At 46.0% G+C, this 22,363-nt stretch carries 19 protein-coding genes; 15 read left to right on the forward strand and 4 right to left on the reverse strand.

The features are described from left to right. The first annotated feature begins 234 nt into the window (after nt 1-234). The 3 genes from FLM48_RS18035 (at nt 235) to FLM48_RS18045 (ending at nt 2,961) form a co-directional block, all read left to right on the forward strand. Nucleotides 235-852: a LuxR C-terminal-related transcriptional regulator gene (locus FLM48_RS18035; RefSeq protein WP_028773288.1), complete on the forward strand. Its 618-nt coding sequence runs from the start codon at nt 235-237 to the stop codon at nt 850-852. Nucleotides 853-943: 91 nt separating this feature from the next. After that, nucleotides 944-2,086, forward strand: a complete 1,143-nt coding sequence (gene zapE / locus FLM48_RS18040) for a cell division protein ZapE (protein ID WP_179025614.1) — start codon at nt 944-946, stop codon at nt 2,084-2,086. An 80-nt stretch (nt 2,087-2,166) separates the two neighbouring features. Next, nucleotides 2,167-2,961: an ABC transporter permease gene (locus FLM48_RS18045; protein ID WP_179025615.1), complete on the forward strand. Its 795-nt coding sequence runs from the start codon at nt 2,167-2,169 to the stop codon at nt 2,959-2,961. Nucleotides 2,962-3,015: 54 nt separating this feature from the next. On the opposite strand, the gene FLM48_RS18050 is transcribed toward FLM48_RS18045, so the two are convergent. From FLM48_RS18050 to glnE, 3 genes are all read right to left on the reverse strand, one after another. Continuing rightward, nucleotides 3,016-3,411, reverse strand: a complete 396-nt coding sequence (locus tag FLM48_RS18050) for a hypothetical protein (protein WP_179025616.1) — start codon at nt 3,409-3,411, stop codon at nt 3,016-3,018. A gap of 102 nt (nt 3,412-3,513) precedes the next feature. Next, entirely contained in the window at nt 3,514-4,131 is a 618-nt protein-coding gene (locus FLM48_RS18055) for a hypothetical protein (protein ID WP_179025617.1), read from the reverse strand. Between the two features lie 189 nt (nt 4,132-4,320). Beyond that, nucleotides 4,321-7,191, reverse strand: coding sequence for a bifunctional [glutamate--ammonia ligase]-adenylyl-L-tyrosine phosphorylase/[glutamate--ammonia-ligase] adenylyltransferase (glnE, locus tag FLM48_RS18060; RefSeq protein WP_179025618.1), 2,871 nt, complete (start codon nt 7,189-7,191; stop codon nt 4,321-4,323). A 252-nt stretch (nt 7,192-7,443) separates the two neighbouring features. On the opposite strand from glnE, the gene FLM48_RS18065 reads away from it, so the two are divergent. The 8 genes from FLM48_RS18065 to FLM48_RS18100 all read left to right on the forward strand — a co-directional run bounded on the left by FLM48_RS18065 (nt 7,444) and on the right by FLM48_RS18100 (nt 14,231). Next, the gene (locus FLM48_RS18065; RefSeq protein ID WP_179025619.1) at nt 7,444-8,397 is read left to right on the forward strand and encodes a hypothetical protein; all 954 of its coding nucleotides are present in this window, start codon (nt 7,444-7,446) and stop codon (nt 8,395-8,397) included. Nucleotides 8,398-8,410: 13 nt separating this feature from the next. Next, nucleotides 8,411-9,313, forward strand: coding sequence for a DUF350 domain-containing protein (locus FLM48_RS18070; RefSeq protein ID WP_179025620.1), 903 nt, complete (start codon nt 8,411-8,413; stop codon nt 9,311-9,313). Between the two features lie 23 nt (nt 9,314-9,336). Beyond that, on the forward strand, nt 9,337-11,064 hold the full coding sequence (locus tag FLM48_RS18075) for a polyamine aminopropyltransferase (protein ID WP_179025621.1): 1,728 nt from the start codon (nt 9,337-9,339) through the stop codon (nt 11,062-11,064). 75 nt (nt 11,065-11,139) lie between these two features. Beyond that, nucleotides 11,140-11,553, forward strand: coding sequence for a YjfI family protein (locus tag FLM48_RS18080; protein WP_179025622.1), 414 nt, complete (start codon nt 11,140-11,142; stop codon nt 11,551-11,553). 27 nt (nt 11,554-11,580) lie between these two features. Beyond that, nucleotides 11,581-12,267, forward strand: coding sequence for a PspA/IM30 family protein (locus FLM48_RS18085; RefSeq protein WP_179025623.1), 687 nt, complete (start codon nt 11,581-11,583; stop codon nt 12,265-12,267). A 97-nt stretch (nt 12,268-12,364) separates the two neighbouring features. Beyond that, nucleotides 12,365-13,018, forward strand: coding sequence for a hypothetical protein (locus FLM48_RS18090; protein WP_179025624.1), 654 nt, complete (start codon nt 12,365-12,367; stop codon nt 13,016-13,018). A gap of 41 nt (nt 13,019-13,059) precedes the next feature. Beyond that, on the forward strand, nt 13,060-13,392 hold the full coding sequence (locus FLM48_RS18095; RefSeq protein WP_179025625.1) for a hypothetical protein: 333 nt from the start codon (nt 13,060-13,062) through the stop codon (nt 13,390-13,392). 41 nt (nt 13,393-13,433) lie between these two features. Beyond that, nucleotides 13,434-14,231, forward strand: coding sequence for an ion transporter (locus FLM48_RS18100; RefSeq protein WP_179025626.1), 798 nt, complete (start codon nt 13,434-13,436; stop codon nt 14,229-14,231). Nucleotides 14,232-14,274: 43 nt separating this feature from the next. Here the strand turns inward: FLM48_RS18100 and FLM48_RS18105 are convergent, their stop codons facing one another. After that, nucleotides 14,275-15,765, reverse strand: coding sequence for an inorganic triphosphatase (locus FLM48_RS18105; protein WP_179025627.1), 1,491 nt, complete (start codon nt 15,763-15,765; stop codon nt 14,275-14,277). 254 nt (nt 15,766-16,019) lie between these two features. On the opposite strand from FLM48_RS18105, the gene FLM48_RS18110 reads away from it, so the two are divergent. From FLM48_RS18110 to putA, 4 genes are all read left to right on the forward strand, one after another. Further along, a complete protein-coding gene (locus tag FLM48_RS18110) occupies nt 16,020-16,700 on the forward strand; it encodes a TIGR00153 family protein (protein WP_179025628.1) in 681 nt (226 codons plus the stop codon). 25 nt (nt 16,701-16,725) lie between these two features. Then, nucleotides 16,726-17,994, forward strand: coding sequence for an inorganic phosphate transporter (locus FLM48_RS18115; protein WP_179025629.1), 1,269 nt, complete (start codon nt 16,726-16,728; stop codon nt 17,992-17,994). Between the two features lie 235 nt (nt 17,995-18,229). Beyond that, nucleotides 18,230-18,805, forward strand: a complete 576-nt coding sequence (locus FLM48_RS18120; RefSeq protein WP_256870971.1) for a TIGR04211 family SH3 domain-containing protein — start codon at nt 18,230-18,232, stop codon at nt 18,803-18,805. Nucleotides 18,806-19,099: 294 nt separating this feature from the next. Then, on the forward strand, nt 19,100-22,279 hold the full coding sequence (gene putA, locus FLM48_RS18125) for a bifunctional proline dehydrogenase/L-glutamate gamma-semialdehyde dehydrogenase PutA (RefSeq protein ID WP_179025630.1): 3,180 nt from the start codon (nt 19,100-19,102) through the stop codon (nt 22,277-22,279). The last annotated feature ends 84 nt before the right edge of the window (nt 22,280-22,363 follow it).

Consider the following 22,363-nt stretch of genomic DNA (forward strand, 5'->3'; position numbering starts at 1 on the left):
AATCACCACCAATAGAATACTGAAAGCGCTACCATCCGCAATTAATGCGGAATTTGTCCACTAGACCATTTGATGAAAACCAACGAACAATAAAATTAATCATGATATTAACGAAACAAGTATTGATTTATATAAATGAATCACTAAAATACCGCCCTAAAGGATAATAACAATCAAAATAAATCCTATCTGAAGTAACAATTTGCACATGCTAAGATGTCATAAGGATATGAGATGTATGAAGGTGAATTATTCACACTTAGTCACGAGCCTGCAGATCTACAGCTGTTAAATAGCTGTGCTGGTTTATTAGACTTAGCCCTAAATAGCGATCAAGATGCGACCTTTGCATGGGCGCATTCCGCCAGTAGAAAGAAGATACTGATTCATTTTATCAATGATTTACCCATAGCGATGATGAACTTAGATCGCAGCCTCTTTGATACCGGTAAACATATCGCCATCAGTAAAAACTTATGCCTAAATGATGAGTTAGCGCTGTTAAACCAAGGGTTTTCTGGCGCCTGCGATAGCAAGCAACCGACTTATTTACTTTTAAAAGTCATTAAAGATACCTTAGAAGGTAATTTATCATTTAGTAATAAAGCCTTGTCTCGCTATATATTGAGTCAACAACGCCCCATCGCTTCAACTGAATACCTGTCATTATTTAAACTCACCACTAAAAAAGAGCAAGAAGTCCTATCTCTTGTCTGTATGGGTCTGAGTAATAACGAAGTGGCAGAAAGATTATCGGTATCGATTAATACCATTAAGATGCATTTACAGAATATCTACAAAAAAACAAAGGTCAAAAACCGTAGCCAACTATTACTTGCCTACTCGAGATAGACAAGGTGTTAGACAAAGTAGGATCATCATTGCATGCTGGTGATCCTCAACTTACAATCAGGCCAACCCAGAAAACCTGCAATGGACAATCATGGCCGCCTCTCCTCTTTGCCACTATCAGAACCTGCTAGATAGCAAAGCTTTAATTTTTGATCCCGCACAACAACATGCTGTGCAGCAGTTACAAAGCTTGTTTCAACAATTACAGAGTCAATCGCAGCCGATAACAGGCCTCTATTTATGGGGCGATGTGGGTCGCGGTAAGACTCGGCTAATGGATCTGTTTTTCCACGCCTGCCAAAACAGCGACAAGATTAAGCCACAACGTTTGCACTTTCATCGGTTTATGTCACAAGTGCACCGTCAATTGAATCAATATGGTGACGCAGCCACCTCAATAGAGCAGATAGCGAGCGAACTAGCATTGACATGTGAAGTGCTGTGCTTTGATGAGTTTTTTGTCAATGACATTGGCGATGCCATTATTCTATATCGGCTATTTGAAGCGCTGTTTCAGCAAGGTGTCGTGCTAGTCGCCACCTCGAACGTCGCTGTTAACCAACTTTATGCCAACGGTCTGCAACGCGAACGATTTTTACCTTGTATTGACTTAATTGAAAAGCAAACAAAAAGCCTACATTTACAAGCCCAGCAAGACTATCGCCTTAGAAGCCTTGAACTGCAACCGGCTTACTTTACTGACAAGCAGGCGTTTTCTCGCTTATTCGAACAGCTCAATGATTCCAATCATTCAGTGACCAAACGTGCAATAACGGTGTTAGATAGGCAAATTGATGTCATTCAACGCACGACGAATATCCTGTGGGTCGATTTTACAGCCTTATGCCAAGGCCCGCGTTCTGCACTCGACTATATCGAACTAGCTAATCGATATCAGACTATCCTGCTAAGTCATGTACCTGTGCTGGGCGGCGAGCCAAAAAGCTGGATAAGAGCCAGAGGTACTGAAGATGGCATTGAAGCCACGGCGACGGGCGCACGGCAACTTGCATACGCACTCAATGACGACCCTGCTCGGCGTTTTATTGCTTTAGTTGACGAGTTATATGACAGACAAGTCAATTTATACATACAAGCAGACGTACCACTAGACGCACTGTATCACCAAGGTGCATTAAGTTTTGAGTTTAGACGCACAAACAGCCGCCTAAAAGAGATGCAATCAAGTGCCTATTTAACCCAAGCCCCTAAACCCCACAGCCAAGGCGATTGATTTAATAATGTCCGTGATAGGCTGCCAACAATCAGGTAAACACGCTACACTGATGCCACTCAATATTTAAGGTCAAATCCATGCAAGCCACCATTGATATCAGCTGGTTAGCTGTCAGTTTGTTTTTGCTCATATTGGTGATACCTGCGGCAATCAACACCTACTTTAGGCTGAAGTTAGGCAAAGAGATCGTCACTGCTGTCGCTCGTATGACGATACAGCTTATTTTGGTTGGGCTTTATCTCGGCGTGCTGTTTGAACTCAACAATCCTTGGCTAAATATCGCCTGGTTGTTAGTGATGGTATTGGTTGGAGCAAGTGCCATTTTGTCTGGTGCTAAACTGCCTAAAAGAGCGCTTTTTAGCCCCCTTGCCATTGCCTTAAGCACTGCGACCTTCCCCTTAATGGTGCTGCTTTTAATTGTGCTGCTGCAGCCCTCGCCTTTTTACAGTGCACAGTACTTAATTCCATTGGCTGGGATGTTATTAGGCAACTGCTTAAGCGGCAATATCGTTGCGCTGCAACGCCTATTTAGCGCCTTTAGCGAAAAGAAAGCTGATTATGAGTCAGCGTTGGTATTAGGGGCAACACCCCGTCAAGCAGCGTGGCCTTTTGTCCAGTCTGCCTTGCAGCAATCACAAGCACCTATCCTAGCTTCCATGGCGACAACAGGGTTAGTCACTTTGCCCGGTATGATGACAGGCCAGATATTGGGGGGCACAGATCCTATGATTGCGGTGAAATACCAACTCATTATTATGGTGGCCATTTTTGTGATGCTCAGCGTATCGGTAACCATTGCTCTGCTGCTTACCTTACGAGTTGCGCTGCACAGCACAGGTTATATTGCGATCAAGCAGCTTAGCCATGAATAACCATTAAAAAAGGCACCTTACGGTGCCTTGTTTCTCTGAAACCAGCTGATTGAATCAGGCAAACAGGGCTATGATACTGCCGATGCCTGCCGCCGCTTTAATGTATTTTCCAAAGCCGTAGCTGTCGTCCTCTTCAGACTCCGTGGTTTTATCAACCACAGTATTGTCTTGCGGGTCTTTATTATCTGCTACAGGGGCCTGACAATCAGTTTTATCTGTGACAGTCTCTTCATCGGGGCGCTGTGCAGGTTTTGCTTCTGATTCAGGCTTTATCGAGTTAGCTTGGTCGCTAAGCGCTTGGCCTGCAGGTGATAAGGTCACCTCTACCGAGACTTTGCTAATCGAGGCCGGAACAGCCGACCCATTTTGTTGATTTACTGCTGTGGGAGTAATACCAATCGACACAGAAGGACGTGCTTCGTTGACTATGTGACCAGATACCGCGCTCATGTTAATTTTCCGCTGATAGCCCTAATATCCACACTATAACTGCAACACCAACAAGATGAAATCATCATCTTCTTAAATAGTGATACAAGTTGTATCTCTGATTTAAAACAACCACTTAAACGATAGTCCCAACTGCTGATACGCTGTATTTTCAAGCTGCGTATGTTGCACACGTAAACTTAAACGCTGATAAGGTGTAGATTGAATATCTACACCGATATGGGCATAGGGGGCCGTGCCAACACGCAAGTGCTGGTCTGCACTTAACGTCATGTTGTGCGCCCACTGAAATGCACCGACTCCCCACTGCAACTGCATATCGTCAACTTGATAAGCATAGGCCAGCTTAGCTCCCCAACCTTGATAAAGAGTGCCTTGCAGGGACGAGGCGAGCGCCGGTGTATCGCCAAGTAGCGTATTGCTGCCAATAAGAATGTTATCAAAACTGATAGACCAATCTTGCACAGGCAGCGATTCAAGCTCAGTGGCGGCCTGACATTGGTATACAGCTAATAAGCTCAGCAACAAGATGGTCCACGCAATCGGTAATCTTTGCCAGCTCAAAGCGCGAGGTTTAGCGGATACGGTGCACTTTGCCTTAGTGGTTTGCGGCTTAATCTGTAGCAATTGATGTTTGATTAAGCTACGCACCATCACATCATGGCAATGGTTGCTACGCTTAGCAAAATCAAATCTGGCTGAAATATGTAGGCTTGGCATAAGCGCCTCCAAAGCGAGTAACCTTGGAGGAATTTGTGCATTAACTAGGCCAAAATGATAGCTGCAAATAAAATCAGTCACTTAATTATTGCAGCGCATCGCTCCTTTGCAAATTGCACTGCAACTTACATAGAAATTGACGCTGTAAGTTGCATATTCACCAGACTTACAGTGTCAATTTACTACAACTCACTCAAGTTGCGCTTCAAGTACTAAACGATAAATCGCAATAACTTGCTCTGCATGTGATTGAACCTGTTCACTAGGAACACGAGTTGGCTTTTGCTGTAACGTCAGTCGGTGGCTTTCATCACGTAAGTAACAATAGGCATCGGTTAATTGCTTAGCTTGTTGCAAGCTGAGCAACTCTAACTCAGCCAATGACTCAAAGATGCGAACATTATCAGACCAAGTCGTCAGATAATGATGCTGATGAGCATTGGCAAGCACTAGGTACTGGGCAATAAACTCGATATCAGCGATACCACCAGGGCTTTGCTTTAAATCAAATTCGCCATCAGTCACTTTCAGCAAATGATCACGCATCTTAATTCGCATATCTTTCACCGCAGTGGCTAATTCTTGCTTATCTCTCGTGCCACAAATCACCTGTGATCTTAGCTCGCTAAAGCGCACCGACAAACTCGTATCACCAAACATGAACCTTGCTCTTACCAGTGCTTGGTGTTCCCAAGTCCACGCTTCCTTAGACTGGTAGTCGCCAAAATTCTCAATTTCACTGACTAACAAACCCGATGCACCCGATGGACGTAAACGCATATCCACTTCATAAAGCTCACCTGAAGAGGTACGAGTGGAAAATAGGTGTAAAATACGCTGGGCCACTTTTAAATAGAAATGCCCAATTTCTATTTCTCTATCGCCATTGGTGTGCAGACTTTGCGGATACTTGTCACGGTGATAATCATGCAGGAATACCAGATCAAGATCTGAGCCATAGCCAAGTTCAATACCGCCGGCTTTACCGTAACCAATCACCGCAAACCCCATCTCTGCCCCACTAAGATGCGGCGGTACACCATGCCTGCTACTGACCTGATGCCATGCTTGCAATACCACTTGCTCAATAATCGCTTCTGCCAGCAAGGTTAAGTGGTCGCTGACCTGCATGACCGGCAATACACCAGTCACATCGGCAGCAGCAATCTTAAGCTGCTGCGACAACTTGAACTGTCGCAGCGCTTCCATCTGCTGCTCCATGTCATCTTCTGGCACTCGCAGCAAATATTGGCGCAGCTCACTGCCGTAGTCATCTAACGCCGTAGTGTCGTACAACTGCACTGGATCGATAAGCTCATCCAGTAACATCGGGAACTTAGCAAGTTGCTCGGCAATCCATGGGCTTGCCATACACAAGCTCACCAGTTGTTGTCTTGCACCAGGATTTTCGTACAGCAATTCTAAGTATGTGGTGCGGGTTAAAATTTGATCGAGTACTTTAGAAACTGGTTCAAAGGCACTTGATGGAGAATCAAAACCAACAATCTCATTGAGTAACCAAGGCATGAGCTTGTCTAACGTTTGTCGACCCCGCGGACCAATTGAGCGCTTAACAACCGTTTGCCACCATTGCTTCAACGCAGGCCAAAAAACACTATCTTCTACGCCATGTTCAAGCAACACACTTTGGGCATGATCGTCTTCTTGGGCATTCCATAACTGTTGGGTCCAGATATCATCAATGTCATCTGCATCCTGACCTCCCACCGTATCTTTAAAGTGGGTATGAATCTTATCCATTGCCGCTTCGATATTGGCTCTGAGCTCTGACTCCGATGCCATCCCTAATACACTGCACAGTCGCTGCCAATCCAATGGGTTATTTGGCAAAGTTTGTGTTTGTTGATCGGCTATCGCCTGCAGCAAGTTCTCAACGCGTCTGAGCAACAAATAGCTATTTTTTAACTCATCTACAGAGCGGTACTCAAGCTGCCCCAGCTGATATAAGGTATCAATCGCCGCAAACAATGATTGCTGCCTAAGCGCAGGTTCACGGCCGCCACGGATAAGTTGAAAGCTTTGTACCACAAACTCCACTTCGCGGATCCCACCAGCCCCTAGCTTGATATTATCTGTCAGTTGTCGGCGGCGGACTTCTTGCGAAATCAGCAGCTTCATTTTTCGCAATGACTCGATTGCAGAAAAATCTAAGTAGCGCCGATAAACAAACGGCCGCAGCATGCCGTGTAATTCATCGCTAAAACTGGTCCATGGTCCTAATGCTCTGGCCTTCACCATGGCATAGCGCTCCCAGTCGCGCCCTTGTTCTTGATAGTAGTCTTCTAAACCGCTAAAACTCACCACTAAAGGGCCACTCTCTCCGTATGGCCGCAGCCGCATATCAACCCGGTAAACAAAGCCATCGACTGTCACCTGATGCAACATATTGACTAATCGTTGTCCCATGCGAATAAAGAACTGCTGATTATCAATCGGTCTTCTGCCGCCCTGGGTCTCACCATGCTCAGGAAAAGTAAAAATAAGGTCGATATCAGAAGAAAAATTGAGTTCACGCCCGCCCAGTTTGCCCATTCCCAATATCATCAGTGGCTGCGGATTACCCTGTGCATCACTAGGCGTACCCAGCTGCTGGCTCAAAGAATCATATAGCCAGTCTCGTGCGGCAATAATCAAGGCTTCAGCCAGCGCGGATAAGTCGATAAGGCATTGGGGCAATGGGGCATAATCTTTGAAGTCACGCCATGCAATACGCACCATTTGTTGGTTGCGATATTGGCGCAATAGCGATTTAACTTGCTCTTCATCTTGCTGACTCTCTAACAGCTGACGAAGCTCCTTAGCAAACAGCTGGCAATCAAGCTCATGTAGTTGCCCTTCAAAAAGCGGCATTATCCACTGCGGGCAGCGCGTTAACTGCTCAGCAATAAAGTCACTGAGTCCAAAAACTTGATATAATTCTTGCTGTTGCTCAGAGGTTAGCTCGGAAAATTCAGGCCACCTCGCTATCAGACGTTGGAGGTGTTCATCTGCACGTTCACAGATAAGCGATGAGAGTCCTGACTGGCGAAGATGCTGCATAGTAAAAATATTCCCTAACAGTTTTACCTATCGACATAATATGTCATGAATGATATAGATATGATAGAAATGCAACTAAAGTGTAAATATCTGAGGGCAAGATAGTCACTGCTACAGATTAAAGTGCAAAAAGGGTTGTTGCTTCACACCTATGTGCGGTTACTATACCTTAAGCAGACTATGTATTGTGTATGAAATTTAAGGGCAAATTGTGATTTATTGCCCCAGTTCTGAAACCAATTTGGAGAAATCATGGCAGTAATGCTAATGCGTGTTCTCACCTTGACCTTGTTGCTTACCTTAGTGGGATGCGGCGACGATAGGCCAGAAAAAATCAGCCAATACCAAGGCTTAGCAAAACAGCGAATCGATGACCTCGGCAATATGCTCGACAACGGTCAGGTTCGTAATGCAAATTTGCTGACTCAATATAGTGACATTGTCGCTAAACAAAATAGCGAACTATCGCCGCTATTAAGTGAGCTAGCCAAGGATTCTACCTCTAGTGGCCCCTTGTATCAATCATTGCAACGGCGCTTGAGCGAACTTAGCGTCAGCAGTAACTTCATCGATTTAGATCAGCAGTTAGCTGAGGCCGAGAATTTATATCAAGCCGCAGACCCAAGCCTGTTTAATGACATGCTGTCCGATCCGGTCAATGTGGTTGCCGATATGTCTCAAGGGGCATTAGCGCGGGTAAACTCAATCAGCCGCGAAGCCGCTGTATTAGCCAACGGTGCCGAGGATTTTGGTGCCGGTAGCCAGTTAGTCGGTAACCCGTCATACGGTGAATGGCAAACGGGCTCAAATGGTATGTCATTTTGGGCTTGGTATGGCATGTACTCCATGTTCTCAAATCTAGTTCGTGGCCCAGTTCACTATGACCGTTGGTCAAGCCGTCGTAACTACAGCTATTACAATGACGTTGGCCGTTATCGCTACACCTCACCTAAACAAGCGCGCAGCCAAAACAGTACCTTTGAGCGCACTCAAAAGCAGTTTAGTCGCCAAGGCAAGCGTTTCGACAGCCCTTATGCTAAGTCACGCTCGGGCTCTACAAGTTTATCGCGTCAAAGTGCTAGCGTGCCTAAAGCAAGCACCGCCGGTGCCGCCAAGAGCAGTAAGTTCCGCTCTAACTACGCAAAGAATAGTAATTTAAGAAATTCCAGCAGTCGCACCACTCGCGGCGTTCGTCGAGGAAAATAGGTAGGAAATGACAATGACATTTTTCAATAGTTATGAAGGCCTGAGCTTTGACCTCGCCATAATTTTAGTGATTGATTTAACCATCGCTATCGCCTTGCTAGCCGCAATGCGCTATTTGCAAGGCTGGTCGGTGAAAGTAGACAGCCGCATTGAGCTGGCTGAAAAAGATAACTTTGCTTTTGGTATTAGTACCGCTGGTGCGGTCGCCGCACTCGGTATTGTGTTAACTGGTGCCATTACCGGAGAAGCTGCAGAGTCGTTTCTTATTGAAGCTATCGGCATGAGTGCCTACGGTATTTTTGGCCTAGTACTGATTAAACTTGGCCGCTACCTTCACGATAAAATTGCCCTCAATGAAATCGATAAAAATGCACTGATTATTAAAGGCAACATCTCAGTTGCGTTAGTGGATGCTGCAGCCGCTATCGCCACCGCCATTATTATTCGCTCAGTGCTAATGTGGGCAGAAGACTTAACAGTCGATACCTTCATCGCGATATTTAGCGCCTTTGCGGTATCTCAACTTATGATGGTTGCCTTGACCAGACTGCGTGAAATTCGCTATGCAAAACGCAACCAGCAAGCTTCAATGCAGCAAGCGTTAGCCCAAGGACAAACGGCGTTAGCGATTCGTCATGCCGGTTACATGTTAGCCATGGCACTGAGCTTTAATGCAGCCAGCCATTTCATCGTTTATGTACCACAAGCGTATGTGAGCAATATTCTCGGTTGGTTAGCTTTCTCGGTATTGATGCTTATCTGTCTATCAGTACTGCTCAAAATCGTTAAGAAGCTGGTACTCGCTGCCATTAACTTAGCAGAAGAAGTTGAGCAGCAGCACAATATCGGTGTCGCGACCGTGGAACTGGCCATCAGCGTCGCCATCGCGATGATTTTAACTAGCTTAATGGCATAACACGCCCCACGTAGGACGAGTTAATGTCATCCTCAACTTCACCTGAGTCGGCGCAACCCGACTCAGGTAAAATCAGTCGCTTTGACGATATTTTACTGCTCGGCATCATGGCAGTGCTGGCTGGCTGTGGCCTGATATACGAGTATCTGCTATCCCATTATGCCGGCCGTATTCTTGGTGCACTAGAAGCCGCCATCTACACCATGATTGGCCTAATGATTGTGTCGATGGGTTTAGGCGCCTTTGCAGCCCGCAAGATTCGTTGCGCCTTTAGCGGCTTTGCTATTTTAGAATTAACCGTCGCGCTGTGCGGCGCACTCGCCATTTTACTGACTGCAGCAGTGATAGGCTTTGGCCAACAACTGCCAATATTAGTTGCCGAAATGGTCGGCCTACCGCCAGATCAGCTGCCCAATGGCGGCTTTATCGGCATATTACAAAAGCTCAGCGAGTACCTTCCCTATGTATGGGGAGTCATTCTCGGCTTGATGATAGGCATGGAGATCCCGTTAATTGCCCGCGTTCGCCAGTCATTAAGCGACCAACATTTGTTGCATAATGCGGGCACCATTTATGGTGCAGATTATATTGGTGCCGGTATTGGTGCTGCCATTTGGGTAAGCTTTATGCTTGCCATCGATATCCAATTAGCCGCAGCGCTCACCGCCAGCTTTAATCTTATTGCCGGACTGCTATTCCTGTGGCGATTTTGGCCGAAAATTCGTTTTGCTCCTGTGCTACTTGCTGGCCACTTTGTCGCCGCCGCCATATTATTAATGCTAGCTTGGCATGGCCCTAGCTGGGAACAAAGCTTTAATAACTTGCTCTACAAAGACAACGTGGTATACAGCAAGTCGACCCGCTTTCAGCAGTTGACCTTTACCGAGCGCTTGCGTGGTAATGATCTGCCACCTGTCTATTCACTGTATATCAATGGCCGCTTGCAATTTTCTAGTCAAGATGAGCATATCTATCACGCGTTTTTAGTCCACCCAACTTTGGCAGCTAGCGCTCGCACTGACAAGGTATTGATTATTGGCGGTGGCGACGGTTTAGGCTTGAAGAAAGTACTAGATTGGCAGCCTCAATCGGTCACTTTGATGGATTTGGACCAAGATTTAGTCGAGTTGTTTAAACAGCACGACAATGCAATGCCCAATCGCCTTAGCCAAGCCTTACACAAATTAAATGGCGATGCCCTTAACGATCCTCGGGTAAAGCTGGTGTTTAATGATGCGTTTAACGGCGTGGATGAGCTCATAAAGCAGCAACAAAAGTTTGATGCCATTATTGTTGACCTGCCCGACCCTAGCCATCCAGATCTGAATAAACTCTACTCAGATATGTTCTATTTAAAATTAAAAGAACTACTGAGTAACGACGGCGTAGTGACGGTGCAATCCACCTCACCTTATCATGCGCCCAAGGCCTTTATATCTGTGGGCAAAACCTTGGCATTAGCGGGATTTGATGTGCGGCAATACCAGCATAATGTACCGAGTTTCGGTCAATGGGGTTGGAGTATTGCCACTTTATCGGGCAAAGATCCACAAAGCCGATTAGCCTTATTAGACAAGATGCCAGTGGCCGATGATTGGCTAACCATGGGACTCGTAAAAGGCGCATTTGAGTTTCCGAAACATTTTTATCAACACATTGACGAGATTGAACCCAATCGAATAGGTTCATCTCAGCTATACCAGTACCACCAGCAGGCTTGGTCAGAAAATGAAAAGTTAGTGTTATTCTGATCAAAAATAGCGCTTGACATAATATGTCGAGCTGTTATCTTTAATCGCAGACATAATATGTCAAAGAGGACAAGTATGAACATTCACACTATTGCCAATCACCTAAACGATCTTGGTGACAACAGCCATACCGGCTTTCAGTTCGATTGCTATCCAATTGATGGCGAGGTTGAGGTATTACAGGTTAACGTTGTTGGCCGAGAAGAGATCCCCGTGTTTGTTTCTGTGACTGACAATCAAGTGCTATGCATCTCATACCTGTGGGGCGAAGATGAAGTCAAGCAAGAGCGTCGTGCGGAAATGTTTGAAACCATGTTGGAACTTAATATTCCAATGCCGTTGTCATCATTTGCTAAGGTCGATGACAAATATGTGGTTTACGGTGCACTTTCGGTGCATTCAAGCATGCAAGAGATAGAACAGGAACTCTCGGTGCTTTCAGATAACTGTCTTGAAGTGATTGACGAACTCGTCGACTTTTTGCAGTAACAGTTTCAATATTAAGGAGCCAATACTATGGGTATTCTCAATAAAATTTTGACCGCATTTCGCGGTGGCGCGACCGAAGTTGGACAAAACATCGTCGACGCAAATTCAACTCGCATCTTCGAACAAGAAATTCGTGATGCTGAAAAGCACCTCACTAAAGCCAAACGCGAATTAACCGACGTGATGGCCAAAGAGATGCAAGCAAGCCGTGAAGTTGACCGCATTAAGCGTTCAGTAGCTGAACATGAAGGCTACGCGACCCAAGCACTAGAGCAAGGTAATGAAGCACTAGCCTTAGAAGTTGCCGAAAAAATTGCTCAACTTGATAGTGAACTTGCAGAGCAGCAATCAGCAAATGATAGCTTTAGTGCACATGCGGTACGCCTGAAAGACTTGGTTAAGAAAACCGAGCGTCAATTGGCCGATTATCAACGCCAGCTGAGCATGGTTAAAACCACAGAAAGCGTACAAAAAGCCACCGCAACCATTACTGACTCTTTTGCTAGCAGCAACTCTAAGTTGCTTAACGCGAAAGACTCTTTAGAGCGTATCAAGGCACGTCAGCAGCAGTTTGACGACCGTCTACAAGCGTCTGAAGCACTGGCAGAAGAGAACAGCGATAAGTCGCTACAAGCTAAACTGGCTGAAGCCGGTATTGGTGAGCAAAAATCTAATGCCAATGCGGTACTTGATCGCCTAAAAGCGCGCAAGTAAGCATCCGCTTGCAGTTGTGATTGATAGCGCGATTCAACACCTTTAGGGCAACCTAAAGGTGTTTTCGCATTCAATGCGATATTTTTTGGAGCCTGTTATGGGATTTCTCAAGAGCATTTTCGGTAAAAAAGAGCAGCCAAAGCGTCAACTTAACCATGTATCGCACCTCAAGGTTGGCGATATGATTTCACTCGATGACAGCTTTGCCCTTCCCCCCGCATTACGTGGCCAGCAGCTTCGCGTCGAAGCCGTCAATACTTATGAATATCAGCGTAGCCAACGTAGCGAGTGGGTATTGAAAGGCCACAGCAGCGACAGCATATTTCTAAGTCTTGATGAAGACGATGAAAGCTACCTCAGCTTCTCTATTAAGATTAATCGTGCCGTCGTCGAGCAGCTATTTGACCTAGATGAGTTTAGTGTTATTTTTGAAGAAAATGACAGTGCGCACCTTAATACCCAAACGATAGAGGGCGATACGCTAACCCAATACGGTCAGTGGCTTGGCAAACAATATCATCAGCATCAATTTGCCCAATTTGGTTATTTTCATCGACAAGACTATCGTGGCATGAAGCCGCCTCAAGACAGCCACGGTGCAACCGGCGAGCCTTTTGAGGCCTACTTACTGCTCGATGATGAAGAAAAGTGTGCTGTTGAAGTAGAAGTTTATGAAAGTGGTGACACTGATGTGATGCTGACCTTATATCGTCCCTTGAGCGATATTCGTGATTTTTGGCCTGGTGAGTAAGCTCACCAAGCCATAGAGTAACCAGATAGCAAGGAAGTCCCATGAGCAATAAGAAAGCGTCCATGCCCGAGCAGTGGGCGCAAAACCAAAAAGCTGCGAAGGCAACTCAAGTTGCCTTCGACTTAGATGAGAAGTTTCAATATTCCATTCGCAAAGCGGCATTGGATGCAGGGGTTAGCCCTTCAGACCAAATACGCAGCATTTTAGGCCTTAGTGTCACCAAACGCCCTAAACGGCCACGATTGACGGTATCGCTCAACGCCGATGACTATCGCCTGTTAGCCGAAAAATATGGCCTAGACCCTGACTCTCAATTAGAGATTAAAAAACGCGTGCTGGACGACTTGATTCATTTTGGCGATGATAATAGTTAGCCAAGTTGGCAATAGACGACGTTAGGGAGCTAGGCTAAATCATGGAAAATAAACGCAGTTGGTTATTCCACGTTCAGGAAGCACCTAGCCCATTTGAGCTGGCTATGATGGTGCTTTCGTTGATCTCGGTCATCGTGGTGCTGATGATAAGTTTTGGTTCATTCGACAATGAAACCAATCGCTTACTTATGATTATTGATGCCAGCATTTGCTCGATTTTTATCGTTTATTTCTTTGTCAGGCTCTATCAAGCTGAAGATAAAAAGCACTACATCAAATTTCACTGGATTGATCTTGTTGCCAGTATTCCCGCAATTGAGCCATTACGAATGGCGCGTATTTTCCAGGTACTAAGAATCATCCGCTTGCTACGTATGACTCAATCCCTGATTGGTCCACTGCTCAAGCAGCGCAGACAGGCAACAGTTGCGAGTTTACTACTGGCCACCGTGACCATTTTGACCATGTCATCGATTATGATCCTCATCATCGAAAATGGGGTGCCAGGGGCAAACATTCAAACCGCTGAAGATGCTTTGTGGTGGTCGCTGGTCACCATCTCCACCGTTGGCTATGGTGATTTTTACCCAGTAACCGGTGCAGGACACTTTGTTGGTGGCTTAGTTATCGTCTGCGGCGTGAGCTTTTTCGGGGTAATTTCCGGTTATATGGCATCGTTATTCATCGCACCTGATGAATCAGAAAAGCTAGAAACCCAAAGCAAAGAGATTAAATCTGAGCTAGAACAAGCCTTAGTCAGAATGGAGAAAAATCAGCAGGTATTGCTCAGTGAAATCGCGCGCCTTAATGACAAGGTCGATAGTCTAGAAAAGCGCTAACCCCCTAACATTGAGTTGAGGTGATAGCGCTTATTAACTTAAGCTAGCGCCAATAAGGCTGGTTTTTTAACGCACTGCGACGAGAATACTCCATCGCAAATAGCAAACTTTCTTGTTTGTTTTGCAACCAATCTTGAATCCCCCAGCCATTTAACGCAGCGAGTTTATCTAAGCGGCGATAGGCTGCCAATGTGCGGATCCCCAAAAGCAAATCTTGCCATGGCGCTCGGAACTGATCGCGATCTTTAGCAGCATAGAGTTCGCCGTAGGCCACGCCAACAAACACACTTTCATCCAACGCACGGGCAAAGGCTTGGTAATCTTGGCTGCTTAAGTCACGCTCAGCTGGGACCAGCTGCAAAATTCGCTGCCAAGATGCCTCTTGCATCTCATCGGCAAAACGTTTTAATTCGCCATCATGACTAAAGTGACGCTTACCGTCTTGGTACTCTAGCAATTGTTGCACTAATGCCAGCTGTAATTGCCCATAGGCCTTATGTGCTAACAGTGATTGCAACTGCTGCGGAATGTCCATCGCTTGCAGTTGCTCCTTAACCTGTACAGTAATGGCATCGGCATCATCAAGTTTTGCGACCAAATTACTTTGATGAGCAATAATTTCTGCCAGGCTGAGTCCCTGTTCGACAAATTCAAGGTGTTGTTCTATCACCTCAAACCACGCGGTTAGCGCTTGCTCATCTAAACCAAATTGCTCCAGTGTGCGTCTAAGCAAGCGGATACAAGCACGTAAACGGTAGCTCAGTAGCGGTAACTGCTCAGGAGTCGATTGTGCCTCAAGCAGCATGCTTTCAAGAATTTGCCAGCGTTCAATACCCGTCTCTAGTAAAGAGATAAAGGTTTGCTTTAGGTTAGCTTCCGGCTTGAGGGCAATAAAGGTTAGTGCATCTAAACTCAGCGGGCTGGATTTAGCGCTTAAGCGATAGCCGCGCTGTGCTTTACTGGCTTGCCCCAGCCTTACCGGCACCTGAGCTGCCACTTGTCGACCTAAGGTCAATAGCGCATGGGGCTCGCCTGCTAGTAACTCAAATTCGATTTCACAAATGGCTTCTTGCTGATCGTTGGCTGAAATTTGGCCAATATCTAACGCCACTTCCACGAGGCTGTCATCAACGTACACATGCCATTTGCTGCGATAAAAGTCAGTGCTAAAAAGCGCAACCAACTGACTCTGCAATGCGTTTAAGTCTATGTCTTCTGGCCAGATTTGTTGCGGAAACAGTGCTAAATCTAACTGGTTGCTTTCAATTGCTACGTTGTACTCAGGGCGGGCATGCACGCCACCAATGACTTGGCCCTTGGTTTTGATCGTTTGCTCAAAAACTTGATCACAACCGCGTATCCGCAAGCCCATATCCCAGCGACGCAATTGCAAATCATCGCTATCATAATAACAATTAGATAATAACTGTTTCTGCCCTTTGAGCTCACTATGGGGTAAGCTATCGAGAAACATGGCTAAAGCGTCTTGTTCGGTAGATGGGAAAAAAAGTTTCAGTTCAATCTCGGCTTCCATTCGCCTCATACTCGCTTGGTTGTGCGGCCGGGCAAGGCCTGTAATGAATAATTCATTATAATTTAATTTAAAGTTCACAATGTAATATTACTGTCATAAAACAGCATTAGGATTGCGCTTTAAAGTTAATATATAACTCGATAGAATAAAAACTGCTCGTTTTTATATAAAAACACAGTTTCTTTACGCGGTCGCTTGGGTTAACATGCGCCCGCATTTTCCAACAGTGGAATAACCTAAATAGGTACACGGCAATGCCAGTAAACTCTATTTTGGGCGTGTTTGCAAAATCGCCAATTAAGCCTCTTCAAGAGCATATAGATAAAGTGCACTCTTGTGCATCAATACTCATCCCATTTTTCGAAGCTACGGCAGCGAAAGATTGGGATAAAGCTGTTCAACTACGTAAGCAAATTAGCATTGCGGAACGTGAAGCCGATGAACTCAAACGAGAGATTCGCCTGACCCTTCCTGGTGGTTTGTTTATGCCTGTGGAACGAACTGACTTACTGGAGCTATTAACCCAGCAAGATAAGATCGCCAATAAGGCGAAAGACATCTCAGGCCGAATCATTGGCCGTCAACTGCAGATCCCTGCAGCTATTCAAGACCCATTTATTGCTTACCTAGCCCGCTGTATTGATGCAGTGACTCAAGCTCAGGAAGCCATTAATGAACTCGATGACCTATTAGAAACAGGTTTTCGTGGTCGTGAAGTAGACCTAGTCGCTAAGATGATCGCTGAACTCGACAAGATTGAAGAGGACACCGATGATCTACAAATCAAGATTCGTCGACAGTTATTTAGCATTGAAGGTGAGCTAAACCCTGTTGATGTAATGTTCCTTTACAAGATTATTGAGTGGGTTGGTGATTTAGCAGATCTTGCTGAACGCGTTGGTTCCCGCTTAGAGCTGATGTTAGCTCGCGTCTAAACAACAAAGTAATCAAGGTATCAACATGGTTGATGTATTAGTCACCAACGGCCCCGTGCTTATTGCAATTGCGGCCGCATTTGGTTTTTTAATGGCATGGGGTATTGGCGCCAACGACGTCGCTAATGCAATGGGAACCTCAGTAGGTTCAAATGCTATTACGATTAAACAAGCGATCATCATTGCGATGATTTTCGAGTTCGCCGGTGCATATTTAGCCGGTGGTGAAGTCACCAGCACCATCCGTAAGGGCATTATTGATTCAGCATATTTTGTTGAGTCACCTGAGTTACTTGTCTACGGTATGATTGCAGCATTGCTTGCAGCAGGTATCTGGCTAGTACTAGCGTCTGCGCTAGGTTGGCCGGTATCAACGACTCACTCTATTGTCGGCGCCATCGTTGGTTTCGCAGCGGTAGGTGTGGGAACGGAAGCGGTTGAATGGGGCAAAGTGCTCGGCATTGTTGGCTCATGGGTGGTCACCCCTGCAATATCCGGCTTTATCGCCTTTATGATATTCCAGAGTACCCAAAAGCTCATTTTTAATACCGATTCACCACTTGAAAATGCTAAGCGTTACGTACCATTTTATATGGCGTTTGCGGGCTTTGTAATGTCACTTGTGACCATTACCAAAGGCCTAAAACATGTTGGCCTACATTTCTCTACCTTAGAAGCTTACGCGCTTGCAGCGGGTGTAGCTGTGCTAGTCGGTATTGGTGGTATGGTTGCAATTAAGCGCCTTAACATTCCAACCACTGCCGATCAGCAAACGCAATTCGGCAACGTTGAGAAAGTCTTTGCTATTTTGATGGTTGTCACCGCATGTTGTATGGCATTCGCTCACGGTTCAAACGACGTAGCTAACGCTATTGGCCCGCTAGCCGCTGTAGTATCAGTGGTTGAAAGTGGCGGTACTATTGGCGCTAAAGCAGCACTAGCTTGGTGGATTTTACCACTCGGTGCCGTTGGTATTGTGATGGGTCTAGCTATCTTTGGTAAGCGTGTAATGCAAACCATTGGTAAAAACATTACTCACCTTACACCTAGCCGTGGTTTTGCAGCTGAACTTGCAGCAGCTTCAACGGTTGTGATCGCATCAGGTACGGGTCTACCAATTTCAACGACGCAAACCTTAGTGGGTGCAGTGCTTGGTGTCGGTATGGCACGTGGTATTGCAGCGATTAATATCGGTGTTGTTCGTAATATCGTGGTGTCTTGGGTTATTACCCTACCAGCAGGTGCGGGTCTGTCTATCATGTTCTTCTTCATGATTAAGGGCATCTTCAGCTAATGCTGATGCGCATATAGAAAAGGAAGCCATTTGGCTTCCTTTTTTTATGGGCAACTGCCAAGGATATCGCCGGCTAAGATAACAAAAGCAGCACACAGACTTCACAGTTTTGCCCGCGATAAATTAATCATCATTGCGAATCGCCCCATCACGGCTTTACATCCACATCTAATACTTGCAAAAGCCCCTCCAAATCCCTAGCATGTGGCTATATTTCGTTGATGAGAATTCATAAGTGTTAAGACTCATAGCTTTAGTAGTAATGATGCTACTGTCACCTAGTTTGTTGGCTGAAGGCCAAACACGATACATTTCAGATAAAGTCTACCTTTACTTGCATGGTGGCCCAGGTACCCAATACCGTATTTTAGGCAGCGTAGAAGCTGGGCAACCGGTTACCTATTTAGGCGAAGAGCAAGACGATTACGCCAAAATTATCGATCATAAAGGTCGTGAAGGTTGGGTTAACGCCGATCTTATTAGCAGCAGCAAGAGTTTTCGCGTGCAACTGCCTGAAGTACAAGCTGAGCTAGAAACCGTTCAAGCTCAATTGGCAGAGCTAACGCAATCAAGCAGCGGCGACGCTCAGCAAATTAGTCAACTAAGAAGCCAACTAGCCCAAAGCAATACGGCGCTGGAACAAGCCAGCAATGAGCGCGACACCGCAACGCGCCAATTGGCTAACCTTAAAAATGACGAACGGTTTGAATTCTTAAAGCAAGGCGGCATGATTGCCGGCGCTGGCTTACTCGTGGGTTTGATACTCGCTTACATCCCTCGCCCACGTCGTCGTCAGAAAAATCGTTGGTAAACAACCTCATATTTATTCGAAAAAGCCAGCATTTAATACGCTGGCTTTTTTGTTTCTAAATTAGCAAACCCCCATCTAGTCTAGCTTTGATCACTATCTGGACGGATGAGATCAAACAAAAGTCACATAACGATTCACAACAGTGTCCCTCGTCACATTTTGGATGTATAATCGGCGCGCGCAAGGTGCACGATTGTATACAAAAACAAAACCGACACGGTTAACAAGCACCTGACATTCATTTTGTTCAAGCAAAAACTGTCCCTTTAAAAGGTCCAGGTGGAAGTGATTACTATGTTTAAAGCAAGTGAAGTTCTGACTGGTCATTACGACTCAGCAAGCCTTGATGAGCTCTTTCAAGCCATCACCAACAACTATATTGTCGATGAAGAACAATATTTATCTGAGCTTATTAAACTCGTACCTTCGAGTGATGAAGAGATCAACCTAGTAACCGCTAGAGCTCACGAGTTAGTGGGTAAAGTGCGTCAATATGACAAGAAAGGATTGATGGTAGGTATTGATGCATTTTTGCAGCAATACAGCTTAGAAACTCAAGAAGGCATTATTTTAATGTGTCTTGCCGAAGCACTGCTACGTATCCCAGATTCAGCTACCGCAGATGCACTCATTGAAGACAAACTCTCTGGGGCTAAGTGGGATGAACATATCAGTCAAAGTGACTCGACCTTAGTCAATGCATCCACCTGGGGCCTAATGCTAACCGGCAAAGTGGTCACACTTGATAAGAATATCAACGGTAAGCCGAGTAGCTTACTTAACCGCCTAGTCAACCGCGTAGGCGAACCGATTATTCGCCAAGCCATGCTTGCTGCCATGAAAATCATGGGCAAACAGTTCGTGTTAGGACGCACAGTTAAAGAAGCCTTAAAGAACAGCGTCGATAAGCGCAAAATCGGCTATACCCACAGTTACGACATGCTAGGTGAGGCCGCACTTACCAAAAAAGATGCTCAGCAGTATTTTGATGATTACTCGAGTGCTATTGCGGCATTGGGCGCTCAAGAATACGACGAATCGGAAGCACCTCGCCCTACTATCTCGATTAAATTATCGGCATTGCATCCGCGCTATGAAGTCGCCAATGAAGATCGTACCCTCACCGAGCTATATGACACCCTCATTAAGTTGATTGGCCAAGCACGCAGCTTAAACGTGGGCGTATCCATTGATGCTGAAGAGATGGATCGTCTTGAACTATCATTGAAGCTGTTTCAACGCTTATACCAATCAGACACCGCTAAAGGCTGGGGTTTACTTGGCATCGTAGTGCAAGCTTACTCTAAACGCGCCCTGCCTGTTTTATGCTGGCTGACCCGCCTAGCTAAAGATCAAGGCGATGAAATCCCACTGCGTCTAGTAAAAGGGGCTTATTGGGACAGTGAGCTCAAATGGGCACAAGAAAACGGTGAAGGTGGTTACCCACTCTACACCCGTAAGGCAGGCACAGACGTATCTTACTTAGCCTGCGCCCGTTACTTACTATCAGACGCTACCCGCGGTGCTATCTACCCACAGTTTGCCAGCCATAACGCGCAAACAGTGGCAAGCATCACTAACATGGCCGGCGATCGCAACTATGAATTCCAGCGTTTGCATGGCATGGGTGAAGAGTTATACGACACCATATTGGCAGAAAGTGGCGTAACCAACGTGCGCATATACGCACCCGTCGGCGCCCATAAAGACTTGCTGCCTTACCTGGTACGCCGCCTATTAGAAAACGGTGCGAATACCTCGTTTGTACACAAGCTTGTTGACCCTAAAACGCCTATCGATTCACTTGTGGTTCACCCGCTAACGACGTTAAGAAAGTACAAAACTCTCGCTAATAATAAAATTGTCCAGCCGGCCGATATCTTCGGTGCAGAGCGTAAGAATTCGAAGGGACTCAATATGAACATTATCTCTGAATCTAAGCCATTTTTTGCCGCACTAGAAAAATATAAAAATACTCAATGGCAAGCTGGCCCTATCGTCAATGGTGAGACCTTAGACGGTGAAACCCATGAAGTGGTAAGCCCCTTTGATACCACCCAAGTTGTGGGTAAAATTGCCTTTGCCAACAACCAAGCGGTTGAACATGCACTGACCAGTGCCGATGCCGCCTTCGCTAGTTGGTGTCGCACGCCGGTAGAAACCCGCGCCAATGCCTTACAAAAATTAGCGGACTTACTTGAAGAAAATCGCGAAGAGCTCATTGCACTGTGTACACGTGAAGCAGGTAAGAGCATCCAAGATGGTATCGATGAAGTTCGCGAAGCTGTCGATTTCTGCCGTTTCTACGCCATAGAAGCGAAGAAAATGATGGCGCAGCCTGAGCTACTACCTGGTCCAACGGGTGAGCTCAATGAGCTATTCTTACAAGGCCGTGGTGTGTTTGTTTGTATCAGCCCATGGAACTTCCCACTAGCGATTTTCCTCGGTCAAGTTACTGCAGCCCTAGCGGCAGGTAATACGGTTGTGGCTAAGCCTGCGGAACAAACCTCCATTGTGGGCTACCGTGCAGTACAGCTTGCCCATGAAGCAGGCATTCCAAAAGAGGTACTTCAGTTCCTACCCGGCACTGGTGCCACAGTTGGCGCAGCTATTACAGCCGACGAAAGAATTGGCGGCGTATGCTTTACCGGCTCAACGGGTACCGCTAAGCGCATCAACCTGACACTTGCCCAACGTGAAGGGGCAATTATTCCATTAATTGCTGAAACCGGTGGTCAAAATGCGATGGTGGTAGATTCAACCTCGCAACCAGAGCAAGTGGTACAAGATGTGGTTGATTCATCCTTTACCAGCGCTGGTCAACGATGCTCTGCACTGCGGGTGTTGTTCCTACAAGAAGATATTGCAGACCGCGTGTTAGATGTGATGAAAGGCGCCATGGATGAGCTGACAATTGGCGACCCAAGCTCAGTGAAAACCGATGTAGGCCCTGTAATTGATGCGACAGCGAAAGCTAACCTTGATGGTCACATCGACCATATCAAACAAGTCGGCAAGTTACTTAAGCAAGTTGAGCTGCCTGCTGGTACTGAAAATGGCCATTTTGTCACGCCAACAGCTGTTGAGATTGATTCAATTAAGGTCTTGGACAAAGAGCACTTTGGTCCTATTTTACACGTGATCCGCTACAAAGCCGCAGAGCTTGAGCAAGTCATTAATGAAATCAACAGCACAGGTTTTGGTTTAACATTAGGCATTCACAGCCGTAATGAAGGCCACGCCCTTAGCGTTGCCGACAAGGTCAATGTGGGTAATGTCTATATCAACCGTAACCAAATTGGTGCGGTAGTTGGCGTACAGCCATTTGGCGGCCAAGGCCTATCTGGTACTGGTCCAAAAGCTGGCGGCCCACACTACCTAACCCGCTTTGTTACTGAGAAAACGCGCACCAACAACATTACAGCGATCGGCGGCAATGCAACATTGCTATCGCTTGGTGATAGCGAAGACTAACTAACAGCACAATAAAAAAGCCCACGATACCGTGGGCTTTTTTGTGCCTGCAGATCGGCGATATTTGCCAAAACTGCCAAGCTC

Origin of the sequence: Shewanella sp. Scap07 (assembly GCF_013394145.1) — a bacterium.
Lineage (GTDB): Bacteria > Pseudomonadota > Gammaproteobacteria > Enterobacterales > Shewanellaceae > Shewanella > Shewanella waksmanii.